Raw genomic sequence first — 13,183 nt, forward strand, 5'->3', positions numbered from 1 at the left:
TCCAGGGATTCTGCGTGGGCGCGCCGTAGACCGGCGATTCGGAGGTGGGGCTGAGCCCGAGCTCGGCGCTGGTAGTGCGGCCGAAGGGAATCAGGCCGGCGCGGCGGTAGCGGACGACGAGCTCGGCGTCCACGTTCCACTCGACCTGGCCGTACAGCACCGAGCCCATGGCGCTGGGCAGGCCCAGCGCGGCCGTGCCCAGGTCCTTGAGCAAGGTCGGCACGCCCAGGAACGGACGCGCGGCCAGCAAGGCCCGCCGCCCGTCCTGCGTCAGGCTCGCCAGTTCTTCGTCCGTCTTGGCGGCCAGGCTCAGGCCCAGTTCTTCCCGCAGTCCGCAGACCGCGTTGATGTCGGGATTGCGCGCGGCGACCCGCTCCAGGGCGTCGCGCATGGCCTGGCTGGCCGTGGTCTGGCCATCGGCGATGGCCGCGGCCAGCCCGGTCGCGTCGAGGGAAGAAGGATCGTGGCGTTCAGCGGTGCCCATGCTTGCGATGCTCCAGGTATCGACGGCGGATTGCCGCAAGCATGAGGATATCCACTGTATGGCGGGGCAACAAGCCGCCTCCCTTCCAAGGCAAGACGGCTGGACGAGAAAGTTGGACACGACTCAGCAAGGGCAGCGATCCCGATCACGGGAGGCGGCTGTCCCCATCGGGCGGGCAGGTCCCAGCCCTGGATTTGTCATACGCGAAGTAGTAGGATTTAATCCTACTAGATTAAGGAACACCCATGCGCACCACACAGCAGATGAGCATCACCCTGCCCAACGAGATGGCGGACGTCGTGAAGTCCAAGGTTCGCGCCGGTGAATATGCCAGTGAAAGCGAAGTGATTCGTGACGGCCTCAGGGCTTTGATGGCGCGAGACCGCGTCGTCGAAGCCTGGCTGCGCGAGACGGCGGTTCCCGCGGCGCGGGCCTTGCAAGACGATCCCGCCCGTGCACTCTCGGCCGACCAGGTCCGCGAACATCTAGAGAAGCGCCGCAAGACCACGCGGGGAACCCGAGAGTGAGCTATGCCGTCCTCTTTTCCCCCGAGGCGCTTGAACAACTCGAAGGCATCGAAGACTACATAAGCCACGCAGGATCGCCCGCGATTGCCGCGCGGTATGTGGATGCGATCGTCGCCAGTTGCATCAAATTGGCCGATTTCCCCATGCGCGGACGCCGCCGGGACGATCTGATGCCAGGTCTTCGCATCACCAACCATCGCGGCCGCGCCGTCATCGCGTTCATGGTCGACGAGCGCCTGCGGACCGTCTCGGTCATCGGCGTTTTCTATGGCGGCCAGGACTACGAATCGGTCCTTGAAGAGGACGGCGACTAGCGCCCAGCCTCAAGCGGCAGGCCCGGTCCGGACTCCAGATTGCCGCATCAGCGCCCGATGCGCGAGGCGTCTGTCCCCGCCTGCCGATCGCTTCACCTGGACTCGGGATCTTCCCGTTCATCCGGACTGGCGGACACACTGGATTCGGCGGCATCGTCCAATTCCTGCCCGCCCAGCACCAGCCGCGCGTCGGCCTCGGGCAAGGCTTCGACGTTCTTCAGGTTGCGCAGCATGGCGCGCGTGCGCACTTCGGTCTGGCCGATCTTGTTGCTGGCGTTGTCCAGCGTCTTCTTGACGCTGGCCAGCGCCTCGCCGAACTTGCCGAACTCGGTCTTGACGGCGCGCAGCACCTGCCAGACCTCGGACGAACGCTGCTCGATGGCCAGGGTGCGAAAGCCCATCTGCAGGCTGTTCAGCAAGGCCGCCAGATTGCTGGGGCCGGCCACGTTGACGCGCAGGCCGTGCAGCCGGTCCAGCAGCCCCGGACGCCGCAGCACCTCGGCATACAGGCTTTCGGTGGGCAGGAACATGATGGCGAAATCGGTGGTGTGCGGCGGCGCCACGTACTTGGCGGCGATCAGCCGGGCCTGCGCCTCCACCGCCTTGCCCAGCGCCGCGCCCGCCGCGCGCGCGCCCTCGGCGTCGGCGGCTTCCTGGGCGTCCATCAGGCGCTCGTATTCTTCCTTGGGGAACTTGGCGTCGATCGGCAGCCAGACCGGCGCGCCGCCCGCCCTGCCCGGCAGGCGCACGGCGAATTCCACGATCGCGTCGCTGCCCGGCACCGGCTTGACGTTGCTGGCGTACTGATCCGGCGTCATGTTGTCTTCGATCAGCCGCGCCAGCTGCACCTCGCCCCAGGTGCCGCGCGACTTCACGTTGGTCAGCACGCGCTTGAGATCGCCCACGCCCGCGGCCAGCGCCTGCATTTCACCCAGGCCCTTGTGCACCGCCTCCAGCCGCTCGGAGACCAGCTTGAACGATTCGCCCAGCCGCTGTTCCAGCGTGGCGTGCAGCTTTTCGTCCACGGTCCGGCGCATTTCGTCGAGTCGGGCGCCGTTGTCGGCCTGCAGCAGTTGCAGCCGCTGGTCGACGGTGGCGCGCACTTCGGACAGGCGGCGCTCGTTGATCTGGATCAGCCCCTGCAGCTGCTCGCCGAAGCCGGCGGCGAACCGGGCCAGCGATTCTGCGGACTCGGCGCGGGCGGCCTGGGCGTCGCGCCCCAGGCCGGCGCGCAGCTCGTCCTGGGCCTGCCCCAGCTCCGCGCGCAGGGCGCGGGCCGACTCCGCCAGTTCGCCGCGCAGGCCGCGCTGGCCCTCGGCGATGTCGGCGCGCAGCGCGCGCTCGGTGCGTTCCAGCCCTTCGAGCAGCGCGTCCAGGCGGGCGGGGCCGGCGGACGGGCGCAGGCAGGCCGCGAGGCCAAGCAGGCAGGCCAGCACGGCGCCACCGGCCGCGACCCAAAGCAGGATGTCATTCAAGGTCAAGGGACTCGCCTCCAAAACAGGGATTTTAGGATGCGGCCCGGTATTTTGGCTCTGGATGGCCCTGGATAAAAAGCCAGCTCCGCCAGTCGGGTATGCCTGCCTGCTCCGCGCAACAGCATTAAACTGTTAACAATCTGCATGAGCACGCAACTGTTTTGAACTCCGCCGATCTTCCATCCTGTAGCAACCCAGTCTCGTTTCAATCGATCTTCGGTCCCCTGAACCTGGACGCGGAATCCCCCCTGGCGGTCGGCGGCGACCGTCACATCTTCCAGCACCCGAACGCCCCTTCCCTGCTCGTCAAGGTGATGGACATGAAGGCGCGCGCCCGCTACCTGCAAGCGCGGCCGTTCAAGCGCTGGTACAAGCAGTATCAGCGTGAAAGCGCCTACCGCGTCTACCTGAACGAGATCACCGAATACGTCAACACCACCACCCGCCCCTCCGGCGTGTGGCAGGTGCCGCTGGCCCGCATCCTGGGCGTGGCGCAGACCTCGCTGGGGCTGGGGCTGCTGGTGGAGAAGATCACCGACGACGCGGGCGGGATCGCGCCCACGGTGGCGAGCCTGGCGCGCCAGGGCCGGCTGGACGAGGCCCTGCGGGCGCGGCCGGACGAGCTCTTCGAGGATCTGGCCGACGCCCATGTCGTGCTGCCTTCCTTCTCGCCCTCCCCCCTCGCCTCCGGCCGCAACGCCGCCGGCCAGCTCGGGCTGTCCCTGATCGACGGTTTCGGCTCGCTGCCCCTGATTCCGCTATACGCCTGGAGCCGGCGCCTGAACCGCCGCCGCGTGCGGCAGAAGTACGCCGAGATGCTGGCCTCGATGGAGCGCCGGGCGCGGCAAGCCACCGACCGCTCCGCCTGAGACGGCGCTTTCCGCAGTGCCCTGACGTCAGCCGGCGCCTGGCGCGCTGAACAAGGCTGCGCCCGCTACGCCCCGCCCGGCGGTGGCAATTCCCTGTCCCGCCCATCCACCCAGACGTAGTCGCGACCCGCGACCTGGCCGCGCCGCAACGGGTTGCGAGTGCAGAACGCGGCATAGGCCGGGTCCACATAGCGGTATTGCAGATGCTCGTCGCGGCCCGCCGGAATGCCCAGCCGGGCGCAGCGCACCAGGGCGGCGGGACGCTCGCCCACGTCCTCCACATACAGCGCCTCGGGGTCGAAGCGACGCGCATCCCAGTCCGGCACTTTCAAGCCCAGGGCGCGGCACAGCAGCGTCTGGCCGGCGCACAGCTTGTGCGGCGGACGCGCGCGCCCCGCCGCGTCGGGATTGAGCGCCTGCATGCGCGCCAGCGCCTCTGGCCCCGAGCGCGCGTCGACCCAGGGATGAGCGGACTTGATCAGCACCGCGTTGCCCGGCCCGGCGGCGCTGAAGTTCAGCGAGTCGCCGCCGCGCGCGTAGTACATGTAGATGACGCCGCCGTCCATGAACAGCGCGCGCCGCTTGTGGGTATAGCCCAGCGAGGCGTGGCTGCCCTTCTCGGCCTGGTAGTAGGCCTCGGTCTCGATGATGCGGGCCGACAGCCACAGGCCGTCGACGCGATGCCGGATCACCTTGCCCAAGAGGTCGCGCGCCAGTTCACGGGCGTCGCGGTCAAAAAAAACGTCGGGCAGCGCCGCTGCGGCGCTGCCCGATGGAATTGCCTTGCCGGCCATGGCGCTGCGCGATCAGGCGAAGCGTTCGCCGTAGCGCTTTTCGCTGAAGCCGACCGTGACCTCGCCGTCCGGCGTGACCGTGACGGGGCGGCGCACCAGCGCCGGGTACTCGGCGATCAGCTGGGTCCATTGCGCGTCGGTGCTGGCGGCCTTGCGCTCGTCGGACAGCGCGCGCCAGGTCATGGACGTGCGATTGACCAGCTTTTCCCAGCCGCCCACCTTGCCGGCCCAGGCCTTGAGCGTGGCGGCAGCCACCGGATGATCGCGGTAGTCGACGAATTCATGCGCGACGCCATGCGCGCTCAGCCAGTCGCGCGCCTTGACGCAAGTGCTGCACTTGCTCAAACCATACAAAGTCGTTGATTTCATTTGGATTCGGTCTCTTTGCGCGATTGCAGTCGATTGGCCAGGATTACGCAGGTGCCCACCGCCAGGATGAACAGCGTGGCCAGGGCGTTGATCTCGGGCTTCAGGCCCAGCCGCACGCGCGAGAACACTTCCATCGGCAGCGTGCTGGAGCTGGGGCCCGACAGGAAGGACGCCAGCACCACGTCGTCCAGCGACAGCGTGAACGACAGCAGCCAGGCCGAGGCCAGCGCCGGCGCGATCAGCGGCAGCGTGATCTTGAAGAACACCACCAGCGGCGTCGCGCCCAGGTCCAGCGCGGCCTCTTCCAGCGAGCGGTCCAGGTCGCGGATGCGGGTCTGGATGACCACGGCGACGAAGGCCATGCACAGCGTGACGTGGCCGACCCAGATGGTGAACATACCGTTCTCGGCGGGCCAGCCCAGGTGGCCGCGCAGTTCGACGAACATCAGCAGCAGCGAGATGCCCAGCACCACCTCGGGAATGACCAGCGGCGCGCTCAGCATGCCCACGTACAGCGTGAAGCCGCGAAAGCGCCCCATGCGGGCCAGCACATAGCCGGCCCAGGTGCCGAGGATGACCGCCGCCGTGGCCGTCAGCGCGGCGATGCGGAACGACAGCCAGGCCGCGCGCAGCAGTGCCTCGTCGTTGAACAGAGAGTGGTACCAGCGCATCGAGAAGCCGGTCCAGGACGTGACCGCCGGCGACTCGTTGAACGAGAAGACCATCAGGCTGACGATGGGCACATACAGGAAGAAGTACCCCAGCCCCAGCGCGAGGGCGCGCAGCGTCTTGTTGGGGCCGTTCATTTGCGCCCCCCGCCGGCCTGTTCCTGCTGCTTGACCTGGTTGAACTGGAACAGCGCCAGCGGCACCAGGAGCAGCAGCACCATCACGCAGGTCACCGCCGAGGCCATCGGCCAGTCGGTGTTGTTGAAGAATTCATTCCACATCACGCGGCCCATCATCAGCGTGTTGGCCCCGCCCAGCATTTCCGGGATCACGTACTCGCCCACCGCCGGGATGAACACCAGCATGGCTCCGGCGATCACGCCCTGGCGCGACAGCGGCACGGTGATCTGCCAGAACGCCTGCCAGGGCTTGGCGCCCAGGTCATAGGCGGCTTCCAGCAGGCGCAGGTCCATCTTCACCAGCGTGGCGTAGAGCGGCAGGATGAAGAACGGCAGGTAGGCATAGACCATGCCGATATAGACCGCCAGGTCGGTGCGGTAGATTTCCAGCGGGCTGGAGATGATGCCCAGGGCCTGCAGCAGGTTGTTGAGCAGGCCGTCGTTGCGCAGGATGCCGACCCAAGCATACACGCGCAGCAGCAGCGAGGTCCAGAACGGCAGGATCACGCCCAGCAGCAGCAGGTTGCGCACCGAGGGCGAGGAACGCGCGATGTAATAGGCGATCGGGTAGCCGATCAGCACGCAACAGAGCGTGGTGATGGCGGCGATCTTGACCGAATTCAGGTAGGTGGCGAAATACAGGCTGTCCGTCAGGAGCAGGATGTAGCCGCGCAGGTGCAGGCTGAACTGCACCGCCTCGTCCTTGAATTCGGCCAGCGGGGTGTACGGCGGCACGCCGAATTGCAATTCGGCGAAGCTGATCTTGAAGACCAGCAGGAACGGCACCAGCAGGAACACCAGCAGCCAGGCGAACGGCGGCACCACTGCCAGCGTCTTGCCTGATGGCAGCCAGTCCCGGGGAGAAAAGCGGCTCATGGGATGGACCTCCGCGCCGCGTTCAGGACGACAGCACGGTGGCGCTGTCGGCGTCCCAGCTGACGAAGATCTCTTCGTCGATGCCGGGCGCGTCCATCTGCGCCAGCAGCAGGCTGGGCACGCTGGCCTCGACCATCATGCCGGAGTCCAGCCGGATCTGGTACAGCGCGTAGCTGCCCATCCAGGCCATGTGGCTGACCATGCCGTGCGCCCAGTTGTATTCGCCCTCGGGCTGGTTGCGCGACACCACCAGGCGCTCGGGCCGGATCGACACGTGCACGTCCATGCCCAGCGGCTCGCTCACGCCGTGGCTGACATACAGCGGGCGGGTCAGCTCGGCGCACTCGATGGCGACGTGGTCGGGTTCGTCGACCACGATGGTGCCGGTGAACATATTGGTCGAGCCGATGAAGCTGGCGACGAAGCGCGAGTTCGGGAAGGCGTAGACATCCTGCGGCGTGCCGCATTGGACGATCTGGCCTTCGGTCATGACGGCCAGGCGATGCGCCATGGTCATGGCCTCTTCCTGGTCGTGGGTGACCATGATGCAGGTCACGCCGACCTGCTCCAGGATCTTGACCAGTTCGATCTGGGTCTTCTGGCGGATCTGCTTGTCCAGCGCCGACATGGGCTCGTCCAACAGCAGCAGCTTGGGCCGCTTGACCAGGCTGCGCGCCAGCGCCACGCGCTGCTGCTGCCCGCCCGAAAGCTGGTTGGGCTTGCGCCGCGCATAGCCTGCCATCTGCACCAGGTCCAGCGCCTCGAACACGCGGTCGTGGATCTCGGCCCGGGGCACGCCTTCCTGCTTCAGGCCGAAGGCCACGTTGGCCTCGACCGTCATGTGCGGGAACAGCGCATAGGACTGGAACATCATGTTCACGGGCCGGCGGTACGGCGGCGTGCTGGTGATGTCCTCGCCGTCGAGCAGGATCTGGCCCGAGGTCGCTTCCTCGAAGCCCGCCAGCATGCGCAGCAAGGTCGACTTGCCGCTGCCGGAGCTGCCCAGCAGCGCGAATATCTCGTTGCGCTTGACCGACAGGTTGACGGAACGCACGGCGACCACGTCGCCGAAAATCTTCACTACGTCGGCGATCCGGACGAACTCGTCCGGATCGGCCGCGTGCTGCGCCGAGTAACGGCTATCGCTCATGATCGCTTATCTTCCGGACTTCAGCTCGGCCCACATGCGCGTTTGCAGGCGTTGGACGTTCAAGGGCTGGGCCTTGATCACATAGAGGGTCTTGGAGACCTCGGGCGACGGGTAGATCATGGGATTGTCGGCCACGTCCTTCACCACGTACTTGCGCGCCTCTTTGTTGGCGTTCGGGTAGAACATGGTGTTGGTGATGGCCGCGTGGACCTGGGGCGTCTCGATGTAGTTGATGAACGCCAGGGCCTCCTCGGGATGCGGCGCATCCTTCGGGATGACCATCAGGTCGAACCAGGCCGGGGCGCCGCCCTTGGGAATGAAGTAGTTCACTTCATAGGACTTCCTGGCTTCCTGGGCGCGCTTGCGGGCGATCATCACGTCGCCCGAAAAGCCGTAGACCATGCACAGGTCGCCCACGGCCAGCTCGTCGATATAGCCGGACGAGCTGAACTGGCGGATGTACGGGCGGATCTGCTTGAGCAGGTCCAGCGCGGCCTTGTAGTCGTCGGGGTTGGCGCTGTTGGGATCCTTGCCCAGGTACTTCAGCACCGCCGGGAACACCTGCGCGGCCTCGTCCAGCATCGAGATGCCGCATTCCTTGAGCTTGGCGGCGTTCTCGGGCTTGAACAGGATGTCCCAGTTGCCCAGGTCGACGTTGTCGCCCAGGATCTGCTTGACCTTGGTGACGTTGTAGCCCAGGCCGTTGGTGCCGTAGCCCCAGGGGATGGCGTACAGGTTGCCCGGGTCGACGCTGGCGACCAGCGCCATCACGTCGGGATCCAGGTACTTCCAGTTCGGGATCTTGGACTTGTCCAGCTTCTGGAACAGGCCCGCCTCGATCTGGCGGGAGGCGTAATGCGTGGACGGGACAACGACGTCATAGCCGGACTTGCCGGCCAGCAGCTTGGCTTGCAGCGTGTCGTTGCTGTCGTAGACGTCATAGCGGACCTTGATGCCGGTTTCCTTCTCGAACCCCGGAATCGTGTCCGGCGCCGTGTATTCGGCCCAGTTGTAGACGTTGACGACCTTGTTCTGCGCGACCGCCGGCGCTGCGGCCGCCGCGACCAGCATTGCACCGAGCGCCCAGCGCATTCCCGCCCCTAGTTTCATATACGAACCCCCTTGCCCTATGCGTGTATTTCAGGAGTGCCAAAAGGCGCAATGATAAAGCTTTTTAACGCGGACCTCCCCAACTTTGGGGGGCTTTTTGCCGCAAATCGGGGGACGATCGCCTCGCATGCGCCCTCTCGGCCGCTCGCGGGCGGCCCGCGCCCGCGTCAAGGCTGGATGCCCACGCCCCACGCCGTCCAGTAGCTGTCGCGCAGCTTGAGCCAGAAGCGCTCGCCGGCGTCCCCCGCCACCTTGTTCAGCGAACGCCGCAGCCGCTCCAGGTTGCCCTGGCGCTGGCGATCGGACAGCCGTCCCTGGGTGCCCCGGTCGAAATCGATGAGCCAGACGCGGCCCTCGCCGCCGATCAGGATGTTGAACGCGTTCAGGTCGGCGTGCCAGACGCCGGCCCGGTGCATGCGGACGATGGCCGCGGCCACCGGCTCCCACAGCGGCTCGGTCAGCATCTGGGCCAGCGGCTTCACGCCGGGAATGCGCTCGACCAGGATGGCGGCGCGGTAGACCGGCCCCTGGCGCCAGTAGGCGGCGGCCAGCGGCGCCGGCACGTCCAGTCCCTGGCGCCGCATGGCGGCCAGCAGCCGGTATTCGCGGAAGCTGCGCGTGCGGTCCTCGCCGGCCCACAGATAACTGTCGCGGCTCAGGCGGGCGATCATGCCGCCGCGCCGGTAGCGGCGCAGCACGCCCTGCCAACCCTCGCCATGCACGAACCAGGCGGCCTGCCGGCCGCCGGCGTCCACCGGACGGACGCGCTCGCCGTAGCGGGCGGGGTCGAACAATTGCGGTCCGGCCTCGCCCAGGCGCGCGTCGCTCAGCATGGCGCCGCCCAACGGCGCCGGCCAGGCCGCGCGGCGTGCGCCGGACGCATCGCGTTCCGCCTTCATGGCCGGCCGCCCCGTTGCGGCGCCCGGCGCCGGTCGATGTCGCTTGCAGTCAATGGAGATACGCCAAAAGGGAAAACGTCCCCAAAATTATTGCACGGACCCGCTATTTACACGGACCCGACATGCGGCCGCAGCGCCGCCAGCCAGCAGGCCACGGCGACGGCGCCGCCGTCCGGTGCGCCGACCGCGCGCTCGCCCAGGTAGCTGGCGCGGCCGGCGCGCGGCGCCATGGCGGCGGTCGCCTGCGCGCCCTGCTCGGCGGCTTCGACCGCGCCGGCGAAGGCGGCGGCGGGCGCCGCGCCCGCGGCCAGGCCCTGCTCGAAGGCGGCGGCGGCCGGGAACAGCGCGTCCAGCATGGTCCGGTCGCCGGCCTTGGCCCCGCCCAGGTCGCTGACGGCCTGCACGGCATCGCTGAACGCGCCGGCCCAGTCGCGCGCCGACGGTTGCGGCGCCTGCGCCAGCCGGCGCGAGGCGCGCAGCAGCGCGGTGGCGTAGAACGGGCCGGAACTGCCGGCGATGGCCTTGCGCAGCGCGCCGCCCAGCGCGGCCAGCGCGCCGGCCGGATCGGCCAGGGCCGCGTCGGGCACCGCCAGGATGGCGTCGGCGGCGCGCTTCATGCTGGCGCCCAGGTCGCCGTCGCCCGCCAGCGAATCCAGCTCGGTCAGCGTCGGCTCCTTGGCGTGCAGCGCCGCCGCCGCCGCGCCCAGCGCCGGCTTGAGGGCGGCGATCCAGCGCTGGCCGGCGGCGTCGGGCGCGGCCTGGGCCTCGCCCTGCTCCACCGCCGGCGCGGCGACGTAGATGTCCTGATTGACCCGCCCGCCGCCCGGCCAGGCGCGCGCGCCCGTGGCCGCGTCCAGCAGCGCGAGCCGGCCTTCGTCCACGCGCAGCAGCGACAGCGAGCAGCCCGGCATGTCCAGCGCCGACAGCAGCGTGCCCGACCAGGCCCGCTCGACGGCGATCCCGCGCGCGGCCAGCTTGTCGTAGGCGGCGCGCATGACCACGTCCAGCTCCATCTGCGGCGTCGCGCCCAGACCGTTGACCAGCAGCGCCACGCGCGCGCCGGCCGCCAGGCCCATGTCCTCGACGATGTAGTCCAGCAGGGTCGCGGCCAGTTGATCGGCCGGCAGCATGGCGCTGCGCTCGACGCCCTTCTCGCCGTGGATGCCCAGGCCCAGCTCGATCTCGTCGTCGGCCAGCGTGAAGCCGGATTTCTCCGCGCCCGGCAACGTGCAGCCGCCCAGGGCCACGCCCATCGAGCCGAGCTGCGCGGCCGCCTCGCGCGCGGCGGCGGCGACCTGCGCCAGCGGCAGCCCCAGGGCCGCGGCGGCGCCCGCGATCTTGTGCACCAGCACGGTGCCGGCGATGCCCCGGCGGCGTTCGCGCGGCGTGTGCCGGCGCAGCGACACGTCGTCGGCGACGATGGCGATCTCCACCGGGATGCCCTCGGCGCGAGCCAGCTCGGCGGCCAGGCCGAAGTTCAGCCGGTCGCCGGTGTAGTTCTTGACGATCAGCAAGGCCCCGTTGGGCCCGGCCGTGGCGCGGATGGCCGCCAGCACGGCATCGGTGGACGGCGAGGTGAATACTTCACCGCAGACCGCCGCGCTCAGCATGCCGGCGCCGACATACCCGGCGTGCGCAGGCTCATGGCCGGAGCCGCCGCCGGAAATCACGGCCACGGGCCGCCGCTCCGCCGCCGGCAGATCGCTGCGCACCAGCACGTGCTCATCGCCCAGGATGGCCGTGCCCGGCGCCTGCCGCGCCGCGCCTTCGAGCATTTCCCGCACCAGTCCGGACGGATCGTTGATGAGTTTCTTCATTGTCGGGCCACCTCAAAAATGAAAAGGCTCTCGCAAAAGAGCCATGAACCCAAGCAGGATACCGGTTTCACCCCATCGACGGTTTCCCCCTATCGGGATGCCGCGGAGCCGGCTTTGCCGGTCCGCTGGCATGCCCCCTGGGGGGGAAGCGCGCGAGCGCTTCGGGGGGGTCAACGGTTCCGCATCCAGTCGGCCACGCCGTAAAAGGACTCCAGCAGCCGATCGACCAGCGCCGGCTCGATGCCCTCGTCCTCCAGCGCGCGGCCCATGCAGGTCACCCACTGGTCGCGCTCGACCTCGCCGATGGAGAAAGGCAGATGCCGCGCGCGCAGCCGGGGATGGCCGAAACGCTCGATGTAGTGGTCCGGGCCGCCGAAGTAGCCGCACAGGAACCAGAACAGCTTGTCGCGGGCCTCGTCCAGGCTGGGGCCATGGGCGGCGCGCAGTTCCTTCAGGTCCGGCTCGATGTCCATCTGGTTGTAGAAACGGTCGACCAGGGCGCGCACGCCGGGCTCGCCGCCAAGTAGATCAAAAATGCTGCGGGAAGTATCCACGGGCTCGCTTATCGAATGGACGCGGGACGTCATCAGGTTTCTCTCAGGGTGACCAGGGGCGGGGTGCGCAGCACCCCGCGCAGGGCCAGCGCGCCGCCGGCCCAGGCGCCGAGCATGCCCGCGCCGATGCCGGCCAGCCACGGCCAGAGGCTGAGGGTAATCGCAAAGTCGAACACCAGGGTTGATAAAACCCAAGCAATCGCGCTGGCGCCGGCCGCCGCCAGCAGCCCGGCCAGGCCGCCCACCGCCCACAGTTCGATGCGCTGCGAGCGCGCCAGCTGGCGCCGGGTCGCGCCCAGCGCCCGCAGCACGGCGGCCTCGCGCATGCGCTCGTCGCGCGTGGCGGTCAGCGCGGCGGCCAGCACCAGCACCCCGGCCGCCAGCGGGAACAGGAACAGCAGCGGCACCGCGCGCCCCACTTCGTTCAACACCGACTGCAGTTGCCGCAGGATGGCGCCCACGTCGAACACGGTCAGGTTGGGAAACTCGCGCACCAGCGCCGGCAGCACCGGTTCCTTGCCGGGCGGCAGGTAGAACGAGGTGATCCAGCTCTGCGGCATGTCGGCCAGCGCGGCGGGCGTGAGGATGGCGAAGAAATTGACGCGCATCGTGTCCCAGTCCACCCGCCGGATGCTGGTGACGGCGGCCTCGACCTGCTGGCCGGCCACGTCGAACAGCATCTTGTCGCCCAGCTTGATGCCCAGCGTCTTGGCCAGGCCCGACTCCAGCGAGACCTCGTCGGCGCCGGGCGCGAGCCAGCGGCCTTGCTCGATGCGGTTGGACGAGGGCAGCTCGTCGCCGTAGGACAGGTTGAATTCCCGGTCCACCAGCCGCTTGGCGCGCGGCTCTTCGTAGTCGTCCGGCCCAACCGGCTTGCCATTGAGGGCGATCAGGCGGCCACGCACCATGGGCGCCAGGCTGACGCGGCCCAGTCCTTCGCGCGCCAGCGCGTCGGACACGGCCTGGCGCTGCTCGGGCTGCACGTTGATCAGGAAGCGGTTGGGCGCGTCCGGCGGCAGCGTGCGCTGCCAGCCCTGGATCAGGTCGGGGCGCGTCATGGCCAGCAGCAGCAGCGCCCGCAGGCCGATCGCCAGCGCG

Annotated in this window: 15 protein-coding genes; 3 read left to right on the plus strand and 12 right to left on the minus strand. The window is 68.7% G+C overall.

Going from position 1 to position 13,183, the window contains the following annotated elements; genetic code table 11:
- A partial coding sequence (locus KDH83_RS25120; protein WP_249205342.1) for an amidase family protein occupies nt 1-484 on the minus strand: 484 nt, incomplete at its 3' end.
- Between the two features lie 245 nt (nt 485-729).
- Between KDH83_RS25120 and KDH83_RS25125 the strand changes: the two genes are divergently transcribed.
- Together KDH83_RS25125 and KDH83_RS25130 are read left to right on the plus strand one after the other, a co-directional pair.
- Entirely contained in the window at nt 730-1,011 is a 282-nt protein-coding gene (locus tag KDH83_RS25125; protein WP_212320736.1) for a type II toxin-antitoxin system ParD family antitoxin, read from the plus strand.
- Entirely contained in the window at nt 1,008-1,325 is a 318-nt protein-coding gene (locus KDH83_RS25130; RefSeq protein ID WP_212320737.1) for a type II toxin-antitoxin system RelE/ParE family toxin, read from the plus strand. Before KDH83_RS25125 ends, KDH83_RS25130 begins: the two co-directional genes overlap by 4 nt.
- Before the next feature lie 92 nt (nt 1,326-1,417).
- Here the strand turns inward: KDH83_RS25130 and rmuC are convergent, their stop codons facing one another.
- The gene (gene rmuC, locus KDH83_RS25135; RefSeq protein WP_212320748.1) at nt 1,418-2,800 is read right to left on the minus strand and encodes a DNA recombination protein RmuC; all 1,383 of its coding nucleotides are present in this window, start codon (nt 2,798-2,800) and stop codon (nt 1,418-1,420) included.
- A 161-nt stretch (nt 2,801-2,961) separates the two neighbouring features.
- Between rmuC and KDH83_RS25140 the strand changes: the two genes are divergently transcribed.
- Nucleotides 2,962-3,669: a YrbL family protein gene (locus KDH83_RS25140; RefSeq protein WP_249205343.1), complete on the plus strand. Its 708-nt coding sequence runs from the start codon at nt 2,962-2,964 to the stop codon at nt 3,667-3,669.
- Nucleotides 3,670-3,734: 65 nt separating this feature from the next.
- On the opposite strand, the gene KDH83_RS25145 is transcribed toward KDH83_RS25140, so the two are convergent.
- The 10 genes from KDH83_RS25145 to KDH83_RS25190 form a co-directional block, all read right to left on the minus strand.
- Complete coding sequence (locus KDH83_RS25145) at nt 3,735-4,463, minus strand: DNA-3-methyladenine glycosylase (RefSeq protein WP_212320738.1); 729 nt, start codon at nt 4,461-4,463, stop codon at nt 3,735-3,737.
- 12 nt (nt 4,464-4,475) lie between these two features.
- Nucleotides 4,476-4,832 (minus strand): arsenate reductase, encoded by a 357-nt coding sequence (locus KDH83_RS25150; RefSeq protein WP_212320739.1) that lies wholly within the window; start codon nt 4,830-4,832, stop codon nt 4,476-4,478.
- Nucleotides 4,829-5,638 carry an ABC transporter permease subunit gene (locus KDH83_RS25155; RefSeq protein ID WP_212320740.1) on the minus strand — a complete coding sequence of 270 codons (810 nt, stop codon included), beginning with the start codon at nt 5,636-5,638 and terminating at the stop codon, nt 4,829-4,831. The genes KDH83_RS25150 and KDH83_RS25155 overlap by 4 nt, the downstream gene beginning before the upstream one ends.
- On the minus strand, nt 5,635-6,555 hold the full coding sequence (locus KDH83_RS25160) for an ABC transporter permease subunit (protein WP_212320741.1): 921 nt from the start codon (nt 6,553-6,555) through the stop codon (nt 5,635-5,637). Before KDH83_RS25160 ends, KDH83_RS25155 begins: the two co-directional genes overlap by 4 nt.
- Before the next feature lie 22 nt (nt 6,556-6,577).
- Nucleotides 6,578-7,705, minus strand: a complete 1,128-nt coding sequence (potA, locus tag KDH83_RS25165) for a polyamine ABC transporter ATP-binding protein (RefSeq protein WP_212320742.1) — start codon at nt 7,703-7,705, stop codon at nt 6,578-6,580.
- A 6-nt stretch (nt 7,706-7,711) separates the two neighbouring features.
- Nucleotides 7,712-8,815 carry a polyamine ABC transporter substrate-binding protein gene (locus KDH83_RS25170; RefSeq protein ID WP_212320743.1) on the minus strand — a complete coding sequence of 368 codons (1,104 nt, stop codon included), beginning with the start codon at nt 8,813-8,815 and terminating at the stop codon, nt 7,712-7,714.
- Between the two features lie 167 nt (nt 8,816-8,982).
- On the minus strand, nt 8,983-9,714 hold the full coding sequence (locus tag KDH83_RS25175; protein WP_212320744.1) for a 3-deoxy-D-manno-octulosonic acid kinase: 732 nt from the start codon (nt 9,712-9,714) through the stop codon (nt 8,983-8,985).
- Between the two features lie 107 nt (nt 9,715-9,821).
- Nucleotides 9,822-11,531: a dihydroxyacetone kinase family protein gene (locus KDH83_RS25180; RefSeq protein ID WP_212320745.1), complete on the minus strand. Its 1,710-nt coding sequence runs from the start codon at nt 11,529-11,531 to the stop codon at nt 9,822-9,824.
- Nucleotides 11,532-11,701: 170 nt separating this feature from the next.
- On the minus strand, nt 11,702-12,118 hold the full coding sequence (locus KDH83_RS25185; protein ID WP_212320746.1) for a group II truncated hemoglobin: 417 nt from the start codon (nt 12,116-12,118) through the stop codon (nt 11,702-11,704).
- The coding region (locus KDH83_RS25190) for an FtsX-like permease family protein (protein WP_212320747.1) at nt 12,118-13,183 on the minus strand (1,066 nt) is incomplete at its 5' end. The genes KDH83_RS25185 and KDH83_RS25190, both read right to left, overlap by 1 nt.

This window comes from Achromobacter sp. Marseille-Q0513 (assembly GCF_018195695.1).
GTDB lineage: Bacteria > Pseudomonadota > Gammaproteobacteria > Burkholderiales > Burkholderiaceae_B > Achromobacter.